The 20,289-nt window shown below is 74.4% G+C and carries 18 protein-coding genes and 1 tRNA gene; 8 read left to right on the top strand and 11 right to left on the bottom strand.

The annotated features are described in order from the left end of the window. Positions 1-131: 131 nt before the first annotated feature. Positions 132-1,874: a helix-hairpin-helix domain-containing protein gene (locus PV410_RS27625; RefSeq protein WP_500328377.1), complete on the top strand. Its 1,743-nt coding sequence runs from the start codon at positions 132-134 to the stop codon at positions 1,872-1,874. 58 nt (positions 1,875-1,932) lie between these two features. Here PV410_RS27625 and PV410_RS27630 read toward each other — a convergent pair whose 3' ends face one another. Next, complete coding sequence (locus tag PV410_RS27630) at positions 1,933-2,544, bottom strand: hypothetical protein (protein ID WP_500328378.1); 612 nt, start codon at positions 2,542-2,544, stop codon at positions 1,933-1,935. Positions 2,545-2,591: 47 nt separating this feature from the next. On the opposite strand from PV410_RS27630, the gene PV410_RS27635 reads away from it, so the two are divergent. Then, positions 2,592-2,780 (top strand): DUF5703 family protein, encoded by a 189-nt coding sequence (locus PV410_RS27635; RefSeq protein WP_319133625.1) that lies wholly within the window; start codon positions 2,592-2,594, stop codon positions 2,778-2,780. 69 nt (positions 2,781-2,849) lie between these two features. Here PV410_RS27635 and PV410_RS27640 read toward each other — a convergent pair whose 3' ends face one another. The 3 genes from PV410_RS27640 to PV410_RS27650 form a co-directional block, all read right to left on the bottom strand. Next, positions 2,850-3,764, bottom strand: a complete 915-nt coding sequence (locus PV410_RS27640; protein ID WP_500328380.1) for a chaplin — start codon at positions 3,762-3,764, stop codon at positions 2,850-2,852. Positions 3,765-3,953: 189 nt separating this feature from the next. Next, positions 3,954-4,187, bottom strand: coding sequence for a chaplin (locus tag PV410_RS27645; RefSeq protein ID WP_018559022.1), 234 nt, complete (start codon positions 4,185-4,187; stop codon positions 3,954-3,956). Positions 4,188-4,328: 141 nt separating this feature from the next. Further along, complete coding sequence (locus PV410_RS27650) at positions 4,329-5,657, bottom strand: M20/M25/M40 family metallo-hydrolase (RefSeq protein WP_500328382.1); 1,329 nt, start codon at positions 5,655-5,657, stop codon at positions 4,329-4,331. A 173-nt stretch (positions 5,658-5,830) separates the two neighbouring features. Between PV410_RS27650 and PV410_RS27655 the strand changes: the two genes are divergently transcribed. Next, positions 5,831-5,918: transfer RNA gene (locus tag PV410_RS27655), tRNA-Leu, on the top strand. Positions 5,919-6,000: 82 nt separating this feature from the next. Here PV410_RS27655 and PV410_RS27660 read toward each other — a convergent pair. Then, on the bottom strand, positions 6,001-6,312 hold the full coding sequence (locus PV410_RS27660) for an SHOCT domain-containing protein (RefSeq protein WP_500328384.1): 312 nt from the start codon (positions 6,310-6,312) through the stop codon (positions 6,001-6,003). A 196-nt stretch (positions 6,313-6,508) separates the two neighbouring features. Here PV410_RS27660 and PV410_RS27665 point away from each other — a divergent pair, with 196 nt between their 5' ends. Next, the gene (locus tag PV410_RS27665; RefSeq protein WP_500328386.1) at positions 6,509-6,862 is read left to right on the top strand and encodes a hypothetical protein; all 354 of its coding nucleotides are present in this window, start codon (positions 6,509-6,511) and stop codon (positions 6,860-6,862) included. A 10-nt stretch (positions 6,863-6,872) separates the two neighbouring features. Here PV410_RS27665 and PV410_RS27670 read toward each other — a convergent pair whose 3' ends face one another. From PV410_RS27670 to PV410_RS27680, 3 genes are all read right to left on the bottom strand, one after another. Then, on the bottom strand, positions 6,873-7,316 hold the full coding sequence (locus tag PV410_RS27670; RefSeq protein ID WP_500328388.1) for a DUF6325 family protein: 444 nt from the start codon (positions 7,314-7,316) through the stop codon (positions 6,873-6,875). A gap of 56 nt (positions 7,317-7,372) precedes the next feature. Then, positions 7,373-8,329 (bottom strand): DUF389 domain-containing protein, encoded by a 957-nt coding sequence (locus PV410_RS27675; RefSeq protein ID WP_500328390.1) that lies wholly within the window; start codon positions 8,327-8,329, stop codon positions 7,373-7,375. A 61-nt stretch (positions 8,330-8,390) separates the two neighbouring features. Continuing rightward, on the bottom strand, positions 8,391-9,035 hold the full coding sequence (locus tag PV410_RS27680; RefSeq protein ID WP_500328392.1) for a GAP family protein: 645 nt from the start codon (positions 9,033-9,035) through the stop codon (positions 8,391-8,393). A 202-nt stretch (positions 9,036-9,237) separates the two neighbouring features. Here PV410_RS27680 and PV410_RS27685 point away from each other — a divergent pair, with 202 nt between their 5' ends. Continuing rightward, positions 9,238-10,638 (top strand): DUF2252 domain-containing protein, encoded by a 1,401-nt coding sequence (locus tag PV410_RS27685; protein WP_500328394.1) that lies wholly within the window; start codon positions 9,238-9,240, stop codon positions 10,636-10,638. 48 nt (positions 10,639-10,686) lie between these two features. Here PV410_RS27685 and PV410_RS27690 read toward each other — a convergent pair whose 3' ends face one another. Beyond that, positions 10,687-11,988, bottom strand: coding sequence for a chloride channel protein (locus tag PV410_RS27690; protein WP_500328592.1), 1,302 nt, complete (start codon positions 11,986-11,988; stop codon positions 10,687-10,689). 220 nt (positions 11,989-12,208) lie between these two features. Between PV410_RS27690 and fahA the strand changes: the two genes are divergently transcribed. The 3 genes from fahA to PV410_RS27705 all read left to right on the top strand — a co-directional run bounded on the left by fahA (position 12,209) and on the right by PV410_RS27705 (position 16,506). Then, positions 12,209-13,468, top strand: a complete 1,260-nt coding sequence (fahA, locus tag PV410_RS27695; protein ID WP_500328396.1) for a fumarylacetoacetase — start codon at positions 12,209-12,211, stop codon at positions 13,466-13,468. A 145-nt stretch (positions 13,469-13,613) separates the two neighbouring features. Beyond that, the gene (locus tag PV410_RS27700) at positions 13,614-15,038 is read left to right on the top strand and encodes an MFS transporter (protein ID WP_500328397.1); all 1,425 of its coding nucleotides are present in this window, start codon (positions 13,614-13,616) and stop codon (positions 15,036-15,038) included. Continuing rightward, positions 15,028-16,506, top strand: a complete 1,479-nt coding sequence (locus PV410_RS27705; protein WP_500328399.1) for a pyridoxal phosphate-dependent decarboxylase family protein — start codon at positions 15,028-15,030, stop codon at positions 16,504-16,506. Before PV410_RS27700 ends, PV410_RS27705 begins: the two co-directional genes overlap by 11 nt. 1,018 nt (positions 16,507-17,524) lie before the next feature. Here the strand turns inward: PV410_RS27705 and PV410_RS27710 are convergent. Together PV410_RS27710 and PV410_RS27715 are read right to left on the bottom strand one after the other, a co-directional pair. Next, a complete protein-coding gene (locus PV410_RS27710) occupies positions 17,525-18,493 on the bottom strand; it encodes a pirin family protein (RefSeq protein WP_500328401.1) in 969 nt (322 codons plus the stop codon). A 7-nt stretch (positions 18,494-18,500) separates the two neighbouring features. Continuing rightward, positions 18,501-20,258, bottom strand: coding sequence for an acyclic terpene utilization AtuA family protein (locus PV410_RS27715; protein WP_500328403.1), 1,758 nt, complete (start codon positions 20,256-20,258; stop codon positions 18,501-18,503). Between the last annotated feature and the right edge of the window lie 31 nt (positions 20,259-20,289).

A 20,289-nucleotide genomic window follows, 5' to 3' on the forward strand; every position in this document is an offset into this window, starting at 1 on the left:
CGGCTACTTCGGCCGGTGGCTGAACGCGGGGGAACTGATGCCCACCGCGAGCGCGGCCCTCGCGCCCACCGCGGTCGCGGCCCGCGGCCGCGCCCTCCCCCGCCCCGGCGCCGGCCCCGGTGGTACGGCCCGTGCTGCCCGCGCAGCTCAGCGGGGACGCCGTGGCGGCCGCACGGACGGTGCTCGCGGCGGGCGGGGCACCGGAGAGCCTCGCCGAGGCCGCCGTGGCGGCGCTGGGCGAGCGGGCCGGGGAGACGTTGCGCGAGGACCCGTGGCAGGTGCTGGCGCTCGCCGGGGTCCGGGTGGACCAGGCCGACGGCTTCGCCAAGGCGCTGCTCGGCGGCGAGGGCGGCCCCGACGACGGGCGGCGGGTGCGCGCGCTGGTCGTCTGGCTGCTGGAACGGGCCGCCGAGCGGGGTCACACCGCGCTCGAGTGGGCCACGCTCGGTGCGGCGCTCGGGCAGAACGGGGTCACCGACGCCGAGGAGACCCTGAAGGCCGCCGTCGCGGACGGCCTGGTGCTGGTCTTCCACGTGCCGGACGAGAGCGCCGGCGCCCGTCCGGCGGCCGACGAGGAGGACGCGGAGGCGCCGGTGCGGCTGCTCCTCGGCCTGGACCGCTACGCGCTCGCCGAGGAGAGCCTCGCGGACGGCCTGAGCAGGCTCCTCAACACCTTCGACGCGGACGAGTCGCAGGACTGGGAGGGCGCGGCCGCGGCGGCCCCGTCCCCGTCCGCCGCGGCGCTGGTCCGGGCGGTCGCCGGGAGCGGGCTGGTCGCCCACACCGGCGCGGAGGCGGCCCGCGCGGAACCGGCGGCGCTGGTCGCGGCCGCCCGGTCGCTGGGGCTGCGGGCCTGGGCCGTCGCGGCCACCGAGGACGGCAGGCGGCGGCTGGCCGGGTCCGTGGACGCGGAGGCGACCGCCACCCTCGCCGGGCTGCTGGCGGGCCACGAGGGCCCCGGCCGGGACGAGGACGGCGCGCTGGCGCTGGACCTGCTGGCGGTGCTGGACGCGCCCCAGCTCGACGTGGAGACGGCCGCGACCCTGGTGGAATCCGTGCCCGACGGGGCGCGCCTGGTGCTCTCCGGGGACCCGGCGGTGCTGTGGTCCGTGGGCCCCGGCCGGGTCTTCTCCGACCTGCTCGCGGCGAAGGTGTGCCCTCAGGTCGCCTCGCGCACGCCCGACCCCGGCCCCATCGGCGAGCTGGTCTCCGGGATCGGCTTCGGCGAGCTGGCCACCGTCGACGCCCCCGGGAAGGAGGTCGTGATCGTCCCGGTGCGGGACGCCGGCGAGGCCGTGCACCGCACGGTCCAGCTCGTCGCGGACTCCGTGCCCCGGGCCATCGGCGTGCCCCCTGAGCAGACCCAGGTGATCACCCCGGGCCACGGCGGTGCCGCCGGCACCCGGGCGCTCAACGCCGCACTCAAGGAGCGTCTCAACCCCGGGCCCGGCCGCTTCGGCGGCTTCGACCCGGGCGACCGGATCGTGCACGCCCCGGCCCCCGGGACGGCCGTTCCGGGCACCGTCGTCTCCGCCGACACGGAGGGGCTGCGGCTCGACTGCGGGGGGACGCCCGTGGTGGTCGCGCCCGACGCGGTGACCGCCCAGGTGCGGCACGGCTGGGCGGTCACGGCGCACCAGGCGGCGGGCCGCCGCTGGCAAGCTGCCGTCGTCGTCCTGCCGGGGGACGCCACCCCGGCCCTGACCCGGGCCTGGATCTACACCGCCTTCAGCCGCGGGGAGCGCCATCTGTCCGTGGTGCAGGGCGTCGACCAGGCACTCCCCCACGCGGTGGCGGAGGTTCCCGCCCGGGACCGGACGACTCGCCTGCGGGACATCCTGCGCGAGCAGGCGGCCGCCGCCGCGGCGGAGTGATCCGCCGCACGGGCCCGGGCGGCTCCCCCGGGCCCGCGGGAACCGCGCCCGCGCCCGGTCAGGCCAGCCGGTCGAGCTCGTCCGCGTCGGCGTCGTCGTAGACCGCGCTGACGTCGAGGCGGAAGAGCAGATGCCGCGGGTCCGCCTGGTCGAAGGGCGCGGCAAGCCACTCGCCCGGCTCGGCGGGCTCCGCCGCGGTGACCCACAGCGTGGAGTCGCCCTCCTCCAGGCCGAACTCCTTGTGGCGCTCGGCGATCTCGTCGGGCTCGTACTCCCCGAAGAGGGCACCCACCGCCGCGCCGATGTCCCCGCCCTCGGCCGCGGCGGTTGCGGAGACCCCTTCCGCCTGCCTGCGCAGCCGCTGCGGGTCGGCCACGGTGTAGTCCCGGCGGATCAGGACGCTGATCGCGCCCGGTTCACCGGGGCCGGAGTAGTCGGGGAGGGTGTCCCCGAGCGGCACCTCGAAGGGGGTGACCTCGTCGTAGGTGTCGTAGAGCAGCTCGTCGTAGGCCTCGGCGGCCGAGGCGAGGCCCTCGAAGGCCTGGTAGACCGCGGGATCGTCCTCCCCGGTGCGGTTCTCGATCGCGTCCAGGTGGCGGTCCAGCGCGGCTTTCACCGCCTCGACGGCGGCTCGTACCTCGGCAACGGTGGGCTGCGCGGCATCAGACATGCAGAAGACGCTATCCGTACCGAGGCGCTCCCCGCACAATAGATGCGATGCCTGAATACGAATTCAGAGATGTGTACGTGCCACGGGGAGTCTCCCGCAAGGAGGCTCATCGCCTGCTGACCGACCACGCCGAGTACGGTCACTGGGAGCTCGACCGGCTCCGCCTCTACCCGGACGGCAGCCGCAGGGTGCGGCTGCGCCGCCGGATCATCCGGCAGATACGCGCCACCTGGTGAGGTCGCCGGCACGCCGAACGGGGCCCCGCGAACCGCGGGGCCCCGCTCGAAGGGGTGAGACCGGAAGGCTCAGTTCCTGACCGCGCGGGCGCGGCGGAAGAGCACCGCGCCGCCCAGCAGGAGACCGGCGCTGGTCAGCAGGCCCGTGGCGATGTCGCCGGCACCGGTGCGGGCCAGGGACGGACCGCCGCCGTGGCCCATGGACTGCGGCTGGTTGCCACCGCCGCCGCCACCGCCGCCGCCGCCACCGCCGCCGTTGCCACCACCGTTGTTCTCCTTGCCCGGCTTGTGGCGGTTGCCGTGGTGCCCGGGCTTGTGGTGGTGACCCTTGCCCTTGCCGCCGTGGTGGTAGCCACCGTTGTTGACGCAGGCGTTGCCCGCCGCCGGGTTCAGGATCCCGATGGCGTCGATCGTGTTGCCGCAGACGTTGACCGGGATGTTGATCGGCGCCTGGATCACGTTGCCGGACAGGACGCCCGGGGAGCCGACCGCTGCGGCGCGCGCCGAGGCGCCGCCACCGTGACCGTAGCCGTAGCCGTCGTCACCGCTGTGGCCCTTGCCGTAGCCCTTGCCGCCGCCGTAACCCTTGCTGCCGCCCTGGCCGTAGCCCTTGCCGCCGCCGTGGCCCTTGCCGCCGTCCTTGTCGCGGTAGCTGCCGCTGTCCTTCTTGCCGTAGCCCCCGCTCTCCTTCTTCCCGTAGCCCTTGCCCTGGCCGTAGCCATGGCCCTTGCCCTGGTCGATGGAGCCGTTGACGCAGGTGTTGCCCGCCGCCGAGTTGAGGAGCCCGACGACGTTGACGGTGTTGCCACAGGCGTTGATCGGAATGTTCACCGGCGCCTGGATGGTGTTGCCGGACAGAACGCCCGGAGAGCCGGCGGCGACCCCGGACGCGTGGGAGTCCGCGTAGGCCATACCGCCGGTGACGGCGAGCACGCCGCCTGTCGCGACTGCGGTGAGCAGCCCCTTTTTCGCGACTTGTCGCATTGAATGTCCCTGCCTCTTGCTTTTCCGATACGGAAACCGGCGGACAATCGCCCGCCGGGGGAATGAATGACCCCCCGGGGCCGGAAAACCGGTGTCCCACCCCTAGCCGGTGCGGCGGCCCCGGAACGCGGAGATGGCGCATCCGGGGCCGCCGGGATCAGGCCTGCAACGATGCGGCCCGCCGCGACGTCAGTTGTTGAAGCAGGCGTTGCCCAGGGCCGGGTTCAGCAGCCCCACGATGTTGATCGTGTTGCCGCACAGGTTGACCGGGATGTTGACGGGCACCTGGATCACATTGCCGGAGAGGACCCCCGGGGAACCGACAGCGGCGGCCTGAGCGCCGGAGTCGGCGACGGCCACGCCGGCACCCGCAGCCACGAGCCCTCCGGTGACAGCGGCAGCAGCGACGACCTTCTTGATCATTTTTCCTCCTTGTTGGCAAAACGGCCCCGACCTCGGACCGCACACGAACCAACGACTCGGAAGAAGGCGCGCTACTGCCGCCGGGATTCATTCACTCTTTTCGGCTAAGCGGCAAGAAATGTCGATAATGCGAGCGTCGTTTCAGCAGTTCGCAAGGAACCGGTCGAGAACACGGACGCCGAACTTCAGTCCGTCGACCGGTACCCGCTCGTCCACGCCGTGGAACATTCCGGCGAAATCGAGCTCCGGCGGCAGCTGCAGCGGGGCGAATCCGAAGCAGCGGATCCCCAGGTCGTCGAAGGACTTGGCGTCGGTCCCGCCGGACAGGCAGTACGGCACCGCGCGGGCGATCGGGTCCTCGGCCTTCAGCGCCGCCTGCATGGCGTCGACCAGGGCGCCGTCGAAGCTGGTCTCCAGCGCCTTGTCGGAGTGGACGTCCTCGCGCTTGACCCGGGGGCCGAGGATCCGGTCGACGTCGGCCAGGAACTCCTCCTCGTACCCGGGCAGGAAGCGCCCGTCGACGTGCGCGGTGGCCTGGCCGGGGATGACGTTCACCTTGTAGCCGGCGCCCAGCATCGTGGGGGCCGCGGTGTTGCGCAGCGTGGCCCCGATGATCTTGGCGATGCCGCCGAGCTTGGCGAGCGTGGTCTCCATGTCCTCCGGGTCGAGCTCGGTACCGAGGGCGTCGCCCAGCTCGTCCAGGAATCCGCGCACGGACTTGGTCACCCGCACCGGGAACTCGTGCCGGCCAAGCCGGCCGACCGCCTCGCAGAGCTCGGTGATGGCGTTGTCGGTGTTGGTCATGGACCCATGGCCGGCGGTGCCGTCCACGGTCAGCCGCATCCAGTGCATGCCCTTCTGGGCGGTCTCGATCAGGTACAGGCGCACGTCCTCGTTGACGGTGAAGGAGAAGCCGCCCACCTCGCCGATGGCCTCGGTCACGCCCTCGAAGAGCCCGGCGTGGCGGTCGACCAGGTGCCGCGCCCCGTAGACGCCGCCCGCCTCCTCGTCGGCGAGGAAGGCCAGCACGATGTCCCGGGGCGGACGGCGACCGCTGCGCAGCATGTCGCGCACGACGGCCAGGGTCATCGCGTCCATGTCCTTCATGTCGACCGCACCGCGTCCCCACACGCACCCGTCGGCGATCTCGCCGGAGAAGGGGTGGTGGGTCCAGTCGTCCGCGTTCGCGGGCACGACGTCGGTGTGGCCGTGGATCAGCAGGGCCGGGCGGGAGGGGTCCTCGCCGGCGATGCGGGCGACGGTGGAGGCCCGCCCCTTGTGCGACTCGAAGATCTGCGGTTCCAGGCCGACCTCGGCGAGCTTCTCCGCCACGTACTCGGCGGCGGCCCGCTCACCCGGCCCGGAGTGGTCGCCGTAGTTGCTGGTGTCGATCCGGATGAGGTCCCGGCAGAGGTCGACGACCTCGTCCTCTCCGGTGGTCGTACGGGCGGCCGAGTTCGACTCACTCACGCTGTCTCCTTCGTTCGTCGGTCACGGCCATCCTCCCCCGCGCCCTCCGGGGCCCGCGAGGGCCCCGGGTCGGCCGTCACGCTCCCGTCACGGGAAGCGCGTGATCGGGGACCTCCGGATGTTTGCTATTGTTTTCCACGTCGCCGGGCCGAGTGCCGGGCGGCGAACACCTTGTCCGGGTGGCGGAATGGCAGACGCGCTAGCTTGAGGTGCTAGTGCCCTTTATCGGGCGTGGGGGTTCAAGTCCCCCCTCGGACACCACGTAGACGCCTGTGGGCGGCTCCACCGGGAGACCGGTGGAGCCGCCCACAGGCGTCTGTGGCGCTTCCGGCGAGCCGCGCCGTCAGCCGCCGAGGACGGCGCGTTTCTGCGTCCGGAACTCCTCCTCGGTGAGGATTCCCTGCTCCTTCAGTTCGCCGAGCTGCTTGAGCTGCTCCAGCTTCCCCGCCATGTCGCCCCCCGGGGCGGGCGGGGGTGGCGGAGGCGGGGCGGCCGCGGGCGGCGGGGCGGGGACCGTGGGCTCCTGGACCGCCGCCTGTCCGTAGCCCTGCTCCGCCCACCGGCCCTGCTGCCGTCGCGCCACCCGCTGCGACACCGCGGTGGCCGTGCCCGCGACGACGGCCGTACGTACCGCTCCACGCAGTAGACCGGGCATGGTGCCGTCCCTTCCGGTGGCTCCTTGACCTCCATTCGACCACCGCGCCGGGCGGGCCGCACGCCGGCACCTGGTCCGCCGTCACCACCAGGGGGAGGACGATTCGGCCGACTGGGCGTGCCCGGCATGACAGCGTGGCCGCTTTCGGGGCAGCGTGGCCTTGGCACCGCTCTCCGCACAGACGAGGACGCTCACCATGGCAGATCTCCGGCGGCACGGCATCCGCGCCGGCGCCCTGTTCCTTCTGCTCGGCGCCGCGGGCTGCTCCGGACTGGACTCCCAAGCGGTGGGCACGGTGGTGTACACCACGCCGGACAACAAGGTGGTGCAGCTGGACAATCCGTCGGTGGACGGCTGCCACCAGTTGCCGCCCACGGGTGCCAGGTCGATCGTGAACAACACCCTCAACGACGTGGTCCTGCACACCGGTCCCGGCTGCAAGAACCTCGAAGGCACGCAGAGCACCTACCTGGCGACGAAGACCAGCAACCCGGGCATCCCCGACGCGGAGCCGTGGATGAGTTTCACCGTGGTCGGCGGGAACGCCTGACCAGGGGTCATCAGGGGCCGGACTCCGCGGCGTCCAGGGAGGCGAGCACGGCCTGGACGGGGATCCGGCCGCCGGCCACGAGCCTGCCCCCGCCCCGGCGGATCGCGACGGCGAGGGGCGCGGCCCACAGGTTCTCGTAGACCAGGACGGCGGCGGAGCTGCCCGGTTCGAGGACGGCGGCGGCGTCCGCGAGGTCGTCCGCGCCGAGCAGGCCGGAGGAGGCGCCCTGGAAGACCTCGAGCTCGCCGAGTCCCGCGGCGGTGAGGTCGGCGATCTCCAGGCCGGCGACGCTCCCGTCCAGGTCCTTGCGGACGAAGGTCAGGTCGAGGATGCGGACGAGCCCGCGGTCCACGAGGTCGAGCAGGAGCGGGAAGGCCTCCCCGGTCATGCGGTTGCCGGGGAATTCGATCACCACGTAGTCGATGGGGCCCATCTCGTCGATCGCGTCGCTCACGGCACTGCTCCCTTCCCCCGCGCCATCCCCCGTGCCATTGGACCACCGGGAGGGGGTCATCGCACCTCGGCCCGGGCCGCCGCCCCGGCGCTGATGCGGCGCCAGATGGCGCGCTGGCACCTGAGGGTCCCGGTGCCGACGAGGATCAGCACGACGACGTTGAGCAGCAGCTGGAACAGGGAGCCCCGCGCCTCGTCCCAGGAGGCGAAGGCGAGCGAGACGCCGAGGTCGGCGCCGGCCGGGATGGTCGTCACGGAGATGAAGACGCCGAGCAGGGCGCTGGTGCGGGCCTCGGTGAGGGAGACGATGCCGACGATCCCGGCGAGCACGGCCACCACGAGGGAGAAGAAGTTGGGGGTGTTGATCAGGTGGGCGACCGGCCGCACCCCCAGCCGGAAGGCCTCCGGCTGCAGGTCGAAGGCCCGTACGAGCAGGGCGAAGAGCAGCGTGGCGGCGATGGCCAGCGCGAAGCCCACGAGCAGGGCCCGGAGCCCCTCCCGGACCCGGGCGCGGTCGTGGCGGTCGATGCCGAGGGCGACGCTGGTGATGGCCCCGTACTCGGGTCCGACGACCATCGCGGCCACGATGAGGATCTGCGAGTTGCTGATGATGCCGACCGCGCCGATGATCCCGGCGATGACCAGCAGCAGGTGGAAGCTGGGCGGGTAGCGGCCCTCGGCCCGGATGCGGGCCTCGACCTGGTCCCACACCGGGGTGCGCAGCCGTGCGCCGGGGGAGGCCGCTCCGGCCCGCTCGGCGGTGTCGGAGAGGACGACGTCGACGGGGTCGAGGACGAGCGATCCGCGGCGGTCGATCCCGAGTTCGCGCAGCCCGCGCAGGACGGTGTTGGCTGCACCGGTCAGCACGTCGCACTCGATGGCGTCGCCGTCCGGGTGGCGGGCGCCGCCGCGCAGCAGGACGAGGTTGAGCACGCAGGGATCGGCACCGAGCGCGGTCAGCGCCCGGTCCGTGAGGTCCGGCGGGCTCACCGCACGGACATGGATCATGTCCACCCCTGCATTACGCCCGCGACCGGCGGGGGCGGCAACTCGGCGCGGCGCAGCGGGGGCAGGCTCAGGCGGTGAGCTGGTAGAGGCTCTTGGCGACCAGGACCAGCCCGATGACCAGGCACAGCCCGATGATCGCCTGGTCCTGGTGGCCGTCGAGCCAGGTGCGCAGGACGCGCAGCCGGACGCGGGCGGAGTCCGGGGCGACGAGGGTGTAGACCTCCATCGTCAGCAGGGTGGAGCTGGCGATCAGGCAGTACGCCATGAGCGCCAGGTAGGACTCGAGGTGGGACAGGTCGGCCTCGACGACGGTCGCGGCGCCCGCCGCGACCAGTCCCCACGGCTGGAGCAGCACCGCGAGGCCCGCGGACGACCAGGCGGAGACGCGCTCCAGGCGGCTCGTCATCCGGGACGGCCGGTGGGGGCGCGCCGCGCGGCGCCTGCGGTGCTCGGCGTAGCCCACCAGGCCGACGCCGACGGCGAGTTTGCCGGCAAGGGCGGCCGTCGAGGGCGAGGACTTCGGCTCCGGGGGCTTGCCCTGGGTCAGCAGCAGCACCGCCGCGACGACCGCGACCAGGCAGGCCAGCCAGGCAACGATGAAGGCCAGTCCCTTCCACGCCCCGCCGCGGGTGCTCAGCACCAGCACGAACGCCATCAGCGGGAACGGGAACAGGGTGACGGCCAGCCCGATCAGGACGAGGTCAAGGACCATCGCCGCCCCCGCCGGGGGCCGGGGGCCCCGGAAGGTGGCCGGCCGCGTCCATGGGGTCATGGTCACCGGGACCGCCCAGGGGCACAACTCCGCGGCCCCGGGTCGGGCTCGCCGGACCCATGTGCCGGGCTTACGTTTGAGGGGGCCGGCGCACCCACGCATTCCCGGCGAGGTCCGTGCGGCCCGGAGGACGGTGACCGCGATGACCGTGGACGCCCGGTGGAGTTCGCCCGGGGAGCGGGCCGCGCGCGGCAAGGCGGCCCGCAAGAGGACCCCCCGCTCCGCCCACGCGGAGTACGCGCCCGCGGCGGACCGGGCCGATCCGGTGGACGTCGTGGAGGGGCAGTCGGCGCGGCGTGTGCCGGAGCTCGTGCCGATCCGCTACGGCCGCATGGCCGAATCGCCGTTCCGTTTCTACCGCGGGGCGGCCGCGGTCATGGCCGGGGACCTCGCGCACACGCCCCGCTCGGGCCTGCGGGCCCAGTTGTGCGGGGACGCGCACCTGCTCAACTTCCGGCTGCTGGCCTCGCCGGAGCGGCGGCTGATGTTCGACATCAACGACTTCGACGAGACCCTGCCGGGCCCCTGGGAGTGGGACGTCAAGCGCCTGGCCGCCAGTCTGGTCATCGCGGGCCGTGCCAACGGCTTCTCGGCGGCCGAGCGCGCGGGGGTGGTGCGGGCGGCGGTGGGAGCGTACCGGCGGCGGATGCGCGGCTTCGCCGGGATGGGCAACCTGCAGGTCTGGTACACCCGTTTCGAGGCGGACCGGTTGCAGCAGCAGTTCGCCCCGATGATGGGCGGCGAGGACGTGCTGCGCTGGGAGCGTGCCCGGGCCCGGGCGCGGGCCCACGACACGCTGCAGGTCTTCGACAAGCTGACCCGGGTGATCGACGGCAGGCGCCTGATCGCCCCCGATCCCCCGCTGCTGATGCCGCTGCGCGACCTGCTCGACGGCGACGCCCGCGCCGCCCTGGAGAAGGAGATCTCCCGGCTGGTCGAGCGCTACGGCCACTCCCTGCAGCCCGACCGCCGCTTCCTGCTGGAGCAGTACCGGCTCGCCGACTGCGCGCGCAAGGTCGTCGGGGTGGGCAGTGTGGGGACCCGCTGCTGGATCCTGCTCCTGCTGGGCAAGGACGACGAGGATCCGCTGTTCCTGCAGGCGAAGGAGGCCGAGGAGTCGGTCCTGGCCCCGTACGCGGGGGCCGGCCCGCACCGTACGCAGGGCGAGCGGGTGGTCGCCGGGCAGCGCCTGATGCAGGCGACCAGCGACATCTTCCTCGGCTGGGAACGCCTCCACGGCATCGACGGGCGGCAGCGCGACTTCTACGTACGGCAGTTGCGCGACTGGAAGGGCATCGTGGTGGCCGAGAGCCTGGTGCCCAGGACGATGACGCTGTTCGGGGAGGTGTGCGGCGCCACGCTGGCCCGGGCGCACGCGCGGTCCGGGGACCGGATCGCGATCGCCGCGTACCTGGGGGGGTCCGACGTCTTCGACCGGGCCGTCGCCGGGTTCGCCGAGGCGTACGCGGACCAGAACGAACGGGACCACCGGGCACTCGTGGACGCCGTCCGCACCGGACGCGTCCGGGCGGAGGCCGCCTGAACCGGCACCATGGCGACGCCCGCCGGGGGTTCGCGTACCCGGCGCTCCTCAGGGGCGCGGCGACGCGGGCCGTGACGCCGCGCCGGACGCGGGCGGCCGCCCGCCGCCGAGCGGCGGCAGGGGCGGGATGTCCGGGCCCTGCGGCAGCAGTTCGGCCGCCACGAAGGCGACGACCACCGCCAGCACCACGACCGGCACCGATGCGGTGTTGCCGAGCAGGAGCACCACGAGCACCACGCTGCTCACCGGCAGGCGCATCGCGGCGGCACCCGCGGCCGCCATGCCCGCCGCCATCGCCGGGACGACCCCGAAACCCGGCAGCGGGGCGGCCAGCAGCCCGGCGGCGCCGCCGAGGAAGAGCGAGGGGAAGATCGGGCCGCCGCGCAGGCTGCCCAGGCACAGCCCGTAGCCGACGCCCTTGCACAGCAGCACCGCGACCAGGGCGCCGGCCGGCCAGGCGTGCGGGTCGGCGGCCATCTGCGCCAGCGCCGCCTGCCCGGAGGAGGCGACCTCCTCCGGTGTGCGGCCCGTGGCCAGCGCGTACACGGCGGCGCACACGCCGGCGGCGAGTGCGCAGAGCACGGTGTGCGGCAGCGGCCGGCGGGAGACGAACACCGCGGCGGCCTTGCCGCCGGTGAGGATCAGGTGCACGGCCACTCCGACCGCCAGGGCGAGCAGCACGCCCCACGCCACGTCGCCCGCGTCGAGGGTGGGCGGGCGGGGCAGGCCGATGTCGAGGTGGGTGGTCTTCAGTCCCGTCCAGCGGCCGAAGCCGGTGAACACGATGTCGCCCACGCCGCTGGCGAGCAGGGCCGGCAGCATCACGGCGAACAGCTGGGACCCGCCGACCCCGGCCACCTCCATCAGGAGCACCGCGGCCACCACCGGGTTGCCGAAGATCGTGGCGATCGCCGCCGCGGAACCGGCCGCGCCGACCAGCGCGTTGGTCTGCGGGGTCGCCGGCGAGCGGACCAGGTCGCGGAAGAGCAGCGCCAGTGCGCCGCCGAAGGCGATGAGCGGGGCCTCGGGCCCGAGCACCGCGCCCAGCGGCAGGCCCGCCAGGGCGGCGAGGACCACGCCGGGCAGGGCGGAGGTGGCCATCCCGCCGGTGTGCAGGCCGCCGGCCGGGACGTGGCCGCCGCGGCCCAGCATACGGGTGACGACCAGGCCCACGACCGCACCGGCCAGGGTGAGCAGCGGCAGCGGCCACCACCACGGGGGCGTCTGCAGGCCGAGGTGCCCGGGCAGCACCTCCCACAGCAGCCGCTCGAGTTCGTGGAGGGCGACGAGGAACCAGAAGGCCAGGAAGGACACCGGGATGCCGATCACCGCGGAGAACACGAGCGTCATGCGGTACGCCGGCCGGCGCAGCAGGTCGCGCAGCTGGTCGGCTTCCTGGGGCTGGTTCACGGGAGGGCTGATCGTCGTCCTCCTCGTTCGCGAATGGGGCGGAACGGGTGATGTCCGGCGAGACTACCGACGCGGGGCCGCACGGCGGCGAAGGCCACGCTGGACGTTAGGGTGAGCCGACCGCGCGAGGAAGCGCGGCCCCGACGTATCTGGAGGTGCCATGGCCGCCCCCACCTGGGTCGCCGTGCCGGACGACTCCCCCTTCGGCGTCCACAATCTGCCGTACGGGGTGTTCACCACCGCGGACCGTCCGCACGAACGCCGGATCGGCGTCGCCATCGGAGACCACGTGCTCGACGCGGGCGCCGCCGCACGGGCCGCCGGAGCGGGAACGGCCGGGCCCGAGGCCGGGCTGCTGACGGCGCCGACGCTCAACCCGTTGCTGGCGGCCGGGCGTTCGGCCTGGACGGCGGTGCGGTCGCTGGTCACCGCCTGGCTGACCGACGAGGCCCACCGGGCGGCCGTCGAGCCGCACCTGCTGCCGCGCGGCTCCGTCACGCTCCGCCTCGCGTTCGACGTCGCGGACTACGTCGACTTCTACGCCTCGGAGCACCACGCCACGAACGTCGGCCGGATCTTCCGCCCGGACGGGGAGCCGCTGCCCCCCAACTGGAAGCACCTGCCCATCGGTTACCACGGCCGCAGCGGCACGATCGTCGTGTCGGGGACGCCGGTGGTCCGGCCGAACGGGCAGCGCAGGGGCGCCGCCCTGTCCGCCCCGTCCTTCGGGCCGTGCGAACGGCTGGACTTCGAGGCCGAGCTCGGCTTCGTCGTCGGCGGCCCGACCGTGCAGGGCGAGCCGGTGCCGCTGGCGGCGGCCGAGGAGCACGTCTTCGGGGTCTGCCTGCTCAACGACTGGTCCGCCCGCGACATCCAGGCCTGGGAGACCGTGCCGCTCGGCCCGTTCCTCGGGAAGTCGTTCGCGACCTCCGTCTCCCCGTGGGTCGTCCCCCTCGACGCGCTGTCGGCGGCGCGCGTCGCCCCGCCGCCGCACGACGTGGGGACGCTGCCGTACCTGGACGACCGGGGCGCGGGGACGCCGCCGCGCGGGCTCGACATCGCCGTGGAGGTCCGGCTGCGGGGCGAGGTCGTCTCCCGTCCGCCGTTCTCCACCATGTACTGGACGTACGCCCAGATGCTCACCCACATGACCGTGAACGGCGCCTCGTTGCGGGCGGGCGACCTCTTCGCCTCGGGGACCATCAGCGGCCCGCGGCGCGAGCAGCGGGGCGCGCTGATCGAGCTGACGTGGAACGGCGAGGAGCCGCTGGTGCTGACGGACGGCACGAAGCGGACGTTCCTGGAGGACGGCGACGAGCTCGTCATCTCGGCGACCGCCCCGGGGCCGGACGGCACCCGGATCGGCTTCGGCGAGGTCGCGGGCCGGGTGGTGGCGGGACCGGCCCTTTTCGTGAACTGACCTGTTCAGGGGTCTGTCCGAGTCCCGGGTCGGCGTGATCTCCTACGCGTGACGGCGCGGCGTCCGGCCACGGCACGCCGCGCCGTCGCGTACGCCACGCCGTCGCGTACGCCGCCCCGAGTCGATCCGGACCCGCAGGGGAGCCATGTCCGAGACGCTGCCCTCCGCACCCGCCGAGGACGCCGGCCGAGCGTCCGCCCCGCCGCTGCCCCGGCAGGTGCGGATCGGCTACGGCCTGGGATCGCTGGGCACCGGCACCTTCGGCACGGTGCCGGGCCTGATCCTGCTCTACTACCTCACCAATGTGCTGGCCGTCCCGGCGGCCGTGGCGGGCGCGGCCGTCTTCCTCCCCAAGGCGTGGGACGTGCTGGTCAACCCCCTGGTGGGCGCGGCCGCCGACCGCAGCCGGCTGCAGGGCGGCTCCCGGCGGCCGTTCCTGCTGGCCGGGGCGCTCACGCTGCCGCCACTGTTCGCGCTGGTCTTCGCGGCGCCGCCGCTGCGCGGGGCCGCCGCCGCGGGCTACGTGGCGGTGCTCTTCCTGCTGGCCGCCACCGCCTACGCCGTCTTCCAGGTGCCGTACGTGACCATGCCCGCCGAGATGACGGACGACCCCGGCGAGCGCGCCCGGGTGCTGGGCTGGCGCGTGGCGTTCCTCGGGGTGGCGATCCTGTTGTCGGGCGCGCTGGCCCCCGCGGTCGCCCACGGATACGGCGACACGCCCGCGGGCTACCGGCTGATGGGGGCGGTCGTGGCGGTCCTTCTGCTGGTGGGGATGCTCGGCGCCTGGCGCTTCACCCGGCACGCGCCGTCGGTCGCCCGCAGCGAGTCGGAGGCTTCGCTGCGGGCACAGTTGGCGGCGGCCCGCGACAACCGGCCGTTCCTGTTCCTGGTGGGCATGTGGACGCTGCAGGCGCTCGCCGTGGGGATCATGCTGGCCGGGGTCCAGTACTTCGCCACGTACACCCTGGGCTCGGCGGGGGCCGTCACCCCGCTGTTCGTCTGCATGATCGGCCCGCTGGTGCTGGTGATGCCGCTGTGGAACCGGCTGGCCCGGGCGCGCGGCGTGACGTACGCGCAGTGGTGCGCCTCGCTGCTCTTCGTGGCCGGTGCCGCCCTGCTGGCCCTGACCCCGTACGCGGGGCCGGCGCTCGGCTACCCGGCGGTCGCCGCCGTCGGGATCGCCTACGCGGGGCTGCAGTTGCTCCCGCTGACGATGCTCGCCGACACCCTGGCCGCGGACGCGGTCCGCACCGGGCGGCGCAGGGCGGCCACCTTCACCGGGCTGTGGACGGCCGCCGAGACGCTGGCGTTCGCGCTGGGCGCCGGGGCCTTCGCGCTGGTGCTGGCGGTGAGCGGGTTCCGTTCCTCGGACGCCGCGCACCACGTCGACCAGCCGGACTCGGCCCTGACCGGCATCACCGCCGGCATGAGCGTGCTGCCCGCGGTGCTCGCCGCCGCGAGCCTGTGGCTGCTCCACCGCTACCGGGAGGACCCCGTGGACTCCGGCCCGGCCCCGCAGACCCCCGACCGCACCGACCCGCCCGAGGACACCGACGACCATGCCCACTGAGCCCGTTCCCTCCCCCGCCCTCCCCCAGGGCCGCCCCGCCGGCGAGGTGCTGGCGCAGCTGCGTGAGCTGCGCGCGGACGACGCCCCCACCCGCGGCGGCCGCACCTTCGCCTACGTCTACGACTCCGGGCTGTCCGGCGTGGACGAGCTGGCCGCCTCGGCGTACGCGGCGTTCGCCACCGTCAACGGGCTGGACATGACGGTCTTCCCCAGCGTCGCCCGACTGGAGAACGACCTGATCGCCGCCGCCGTGGCCCTGCTGGGCACGCCCGGCGCCCAGGGCACCTTCACCAGCGGCGGCACCGAGTCGATCCTGCTGGCCGTGAAGACCGCCCGGGACCACGCCCGCGCGGTGCGCGCGGTGACCGCGCCGCAGCTGGTCCTGCCCTCCACCGCGCACGCCGCCTTCCACAAGGCCGCCGCCTACCTCGGTCTGGAGACCGTGGTGGTGCCGGTGGACCGGGACACGCTGCGGGCCGACGCGGCGGCCGTGGCGGCCGCGATCACCGACCGCACGGCGCTGGTGGTGGCCTCGGCGCCCTCGTACGCCCACGGGGTGGTCGACCCGGTCGCGGAGATCGCCGCCGCGGCGGCCGGCCGCGGCGTGCTCTGCCACGTCGACGCGTGCATCGGCGGCTGGCTGCTGCCCTACCTGCGGCGCGCCGGGCGGGACGTGCCGGCCTTCGACCTGTCGGTGCCCGGGGTGACCTCGCTCTCGGTGGACCTGCACAAGTACGGCTACGCCGACAAGGGCGCCTCCGTGGTGCTCTACCGGGACGCCGAACTGCGCCGCCACCAGTACTTCGCGCACGCGGGCTGGCCGGGCTACCCCGTGGTCAACCCCACCGTGCAGGGCACCAAGTCGGCCGGGCTGCTGGCCCAGGCGTGGGCCGTGCAGCGGCACATCGGCGAGGACGGCTACCGCGCGCTTGCCGAGCGCACCGCCGCGGCCGCCGACCGGCTGCTGCCGGGGCTGCGCGCCGTCGAGGGCGTGCGGGTGCTGGGCGATCCCCAGGCCGGGCTCCTCGCGTTCACGCTGCTCGGTGCCGACGGCACACCGGACCTGAGCCTGCTGCTCCACCTCGCCGACGAGATGCGCGAACGCGGCTGGTACCTGCAGCCGCAGCTGTCCTTCGACGGGCTGCCGCCCAATCTGCACCTGACCCTGACCCCCGCGGCGGCCGGTCTGGTGGACGCGCTCCTCACCGACCTGGACGCGGCGTTGAAGGCGGCCCGCGCCCTGGACCCGGTGACGGTGGACCCGGCGGTCGCGCAGTTCGCTGCGGAACTCGACCCGGCCACCCTCGGACCGGAGGAGGTGGAGGCGGTACTGGCCTTCGCCGGCATGGGCGGCGGCACCGGGCTGCCACACCGCATGGCCCCGGTACTGGCGCTGCTCGACGGACTGCCCGTACCGCTCAAGGAACGGTTGCTGACGGAGTTCGTCGGGGCGGTCTTCCGCGTCTGACAGCGCGGGCGCTTGCCGGCGGACGGCCCGGTCCGCCGGACGGCCCGGGCCGCCGGGCGGCACGGGACCCCCGGCGCCTCGCGGACGTGACGACCCGGAGGGCGCCTGGGAAGGCCGGCGGTGGGAATTCGCGCGGCGTGTACGCGTCCGCAGGGTCCTCCGAGTCGGCCGGGAACCGCCGCCCGGCGTCTCGGGCCCCGTGGCCGGGGAAGCCAGGAAGCAGCGCCGCCCCGCGCCGCGGCGGGGAGCCGTCCCGGAAGGCCGCGCGGCAGGCGCGTTCGCGTGACACGCACGCCTCGGCGGGACCCACGGAGCCCGCCGGGCCGGCCGTGCGGCGCAGTACCACGGCCGCACCGATCGCGAGGGGGACGCCAGGGGCCTCAGGTCTCCGCGACGGAGCAGCACGACGCGCCCGCACCCCGCGCGGGAGCACCGGCCCTCCACGAGGGTCGAGCCGGCCACAGCCGCGCAGTCCGCAAGGTCGGCGCGGGTCCCTGTCGGCCCGGCGACGCCACCGCGAACCGGGCGCGCCCAGGAGACCGGCCCGGTGGGCGAGTTCGCGCATGCCTCGGGGGGACCCTTGGAACCGCACACGGCGACGGCGCGGCGCAGCGCCTCCGCGCAGGCCGCGACGGCGCCGCGGAGGACCGCGGGCCCCTCGCGGCCGGTCAGTACCCGGAGTACGCCCGCCGCAGCGAGCGGGGCATCGGCGAGCAGGGCACTCCAGGACGCCGAGACGGTGAGCGAGTTCGCGAAGCGCACACACGTCGGCGGCCGCGGGCCCTCACGGCCGGTCAGCGCCCAGCGGGCGTCCGCCGCCCCCGCGCGCGGACCTCGAGAATCCGAACGCCGCCCAGGAGGCCTGCCCTGGCTGGCGAGTTCACGCGACCGCACGCCTCGGCGCGGCCCATGCAACCGGCCAGGGAGACCCCAATGGACGCAGTGCATGCGGTCGGCCCAGCGCTGACCCGTCGCCGGTCCCTCCAAGGCGGTCGAGGCGGCCACCGCCGCGCGGCGGTCAGCGTTCGCGTCCGCGGGGTTTGAGCGGGGTCGCGGGGAGCTCCGGGGCGAGGAGGCGGTCGCCGTCGTAGCCGTGCACGGTGCCGAAGGCACTGCCGGAGTTCCACTCCTCGCGGGCACGGGCGATCTCCTCGCCGTCGCGGGCGACGAAGTTCCACCACATGACGAGCTTCTCCTCGAACGGCTCGCCCCCGAGCAGCATCAGGCCCGCGTCGGTGTCCGCGCGCAGCGGCAGTCCGGTGCGGCCGCAGCCCAGGTAGAGCATCGAACCGGCCTCGACGGGCACACCGTCGACGTCGGCCCGGCCGGACATCGACAGCACCGCGTACTCGAAGTCCCGCTCCAGCGGCAGCGTCACGTCGGTGCCCGCGGCGAGGGCGAGGTCGGCGCCGACGAGGGGCGTGTGCACGGTGCCGGGCGAGGCCGCGCCGTCCACCTCGCCGAGGATCACCGTGGCGGTGAGCCCTTGGCCGCCGTTCAGCACCGGCAGGCCGGCGTGGTGCTCGAAGGCGGGCTCGCGGTGCCGGGCCGCGTCCGGGAGGGCGACCCACAACTGGGCGCCGTGCAGGAGGCGGGCGTGCTCGCGCGGGGACTCCTCCGAATGGGCGATGCCCCGGCCCGAGGTCATCAGGCCCAGTTCCCTCGGCCGTACGGTCTGCAGGCTGCCGAGGGTGTCGCGGTGCAGCACCTCGCCCTCGTGGAGCCAGCTGACGGTCTGCAGCCCGACGTGCGGGTGCGGGGGCACCTGCATGCCGGGCTGGTCGGCGACGTCGTCGGGACCGTAGTGGTCGACGAAGCACCAGGCGCCGACCATGCGGCGGCCGAGGTTGGGCAGCAGACGGCGTACGACGCTGCTCTCGCCGAGCGGCACGAGGCGTCCGGTGAGCAGGTCGTGGACGGGCTTCGCGGACACGTCCTCACGCCCGCCGCACGTGGCGGGCGCGGGATGGAGGTCGAGGTTGCTCATGGCGCGATCATGCCTCGCGGCGCTGCCCGGGTACGAGCACCGCGGGGATGTCGGCCTCCAGCCCGCGCAGGTACTCGCCGAGCCCCTTGGCCTGCGGGTCGGGGCGGGTGGAGGCGGCGACGCCGTCGCCGAGCAGGCCGTGGACGACGAAGTTCAGGGCGCGCAGGTTGGGCAGCTCGTAGCGGCTGACGGCGAGTTTGGCGGTCTCCGGGAGCAGGGCGCGCAGCCGTTCGACGTCCAGCCAGTCGCGCAGCCAGCCGTAGGCGGCGTCGTCGCGGGCCCACAGGCCGACGTTGGCGTCGCCGCCCTTGTCGCCGGAGCGGGCGCCGACGAGCAGGCCCAGCGGGGCGCGCACGGTGGGGCCCTCGGCCGGCCGGGCGGGCGGGGCCGGGGGCTGCGCGGGGACGCGTACCGACGTGACGGGCGGGCGCGGCACGGGGACGCGGGTGCCGTCCTGCAGCACGACCTCGGGGTGGACGAGGGCGGCGGGGACGAGGGCCGGCCAGTGGACGCCGTACTCGGTGGGCCTGGGCGAGAAGTGCTCCATGTGCAGCCCGGGCGCGGTGGACAGGCCCGTGCCGACGATGGCGCCGAACAGGGAGCGGCCGACCTTGTCCTTGTCGGGGTCCTTGACGGTGAGGGTGAGCCGGGCGCCGGTGGCGGTGGGTTCGGTGCGGACGTCGTACGTCTCGAAGCCGGACGGGCCGCCGGTCGCGTCGAGCAGGGACGCCTCGGCGAACCGGACCTTGGCCTCGATGTCGGGGCCGGTGAGCACGAAGGTGGCCGTGTTGCGGTAGCCGCCATGGTGGTTGAGGCACACCTTGAGGGTGTCGGGGGCGGGTTCGCCGCGGGCGCCGGAGACCAGGACCCGGTCGGGACCCTCCTGTTCCAGGGTCACGGTGTCGAAGCGGGTGACGACGTCGGGGTTGAGGTAGGCGGGGCGGTCGATCTCGTACAGCAGCTGGGCGGTGACCGTGTCGACGGTGACCGCGCCCCCGGTGCCCGCGTGCTTGGTGATGACGCTGGAGCCGTCGGGCCGCAGCTCGGCGATGGGGAAACCGGGGCGCACGGGCCGTTCGACCTCGGTGAAGAAGGAGTAGTTGCCGCCGGTGGCCTGGGCCCCGCACTCGATGATGTGCCCGGCGGTGACCGCGCCGGCGAGCCGGTCCCAGTCGTCGGTGGCCCAGTCGAAGGCCCAGGCGGCGGGACCGACCACCAGGGAGGCGTCGGTGACGCGGCCGCAGATGACGACGTCCGCCCCGGCGCGCAGCGCCTCGGTGATGCCCCAGGCGCCGAGGTAGGCGTTGGCGGTGAGCGGGCGCACGTCCGCGTCGGCGAGCGGGAGCCCGGTGGCCAGGTGGGCGAACGGGTGGCCCTCGTGCTGGAGTCCGGGCAGCCGGTCGAGCAGGTCGTCGCCCTCCAGGTGGGCGACGGAGGGGCTCAGCCCTGCCAGGGCGGCCAGTTCGCGGAGCTTTCCGGCGAGACCTGCGGGGTTGAGCCCGCCCGCGTTGACGACGATCTTGATGCCGCGGTCCAGGCAGGTGGCGAGGACGTCGCCCATCTGGGCGAGGAAGGACAGGGCGTAGCCGGCCTCGGGGTCGCGCTGCCGGGCCTTCCAGAGCAGCAGCATCGTCAGCTCGGCGAGGTAGTCGCCGGTCAGTACGTCGATCGGGCCGCCCTCGACCATCTCGCGGGCGGCCGACACGCGGTCGCCGTAGAAGCCGGAGCAGTTGGCGATGCGCAGGGTCTCACGTCGCTGGGTCATGTCCCTCGCCGTCAGCGGTGTCGGTGTTCAG

It is taken from the genome of Streptomyces sp. PA03-5A (assembly GCF_033792725.1).
Taxonomy (GTDB): domain Bacteria; phylum Actinomycetota; class Actinomycetes; order Streptomycetales; family Streptomycetaceae; genus Actinacidiphila.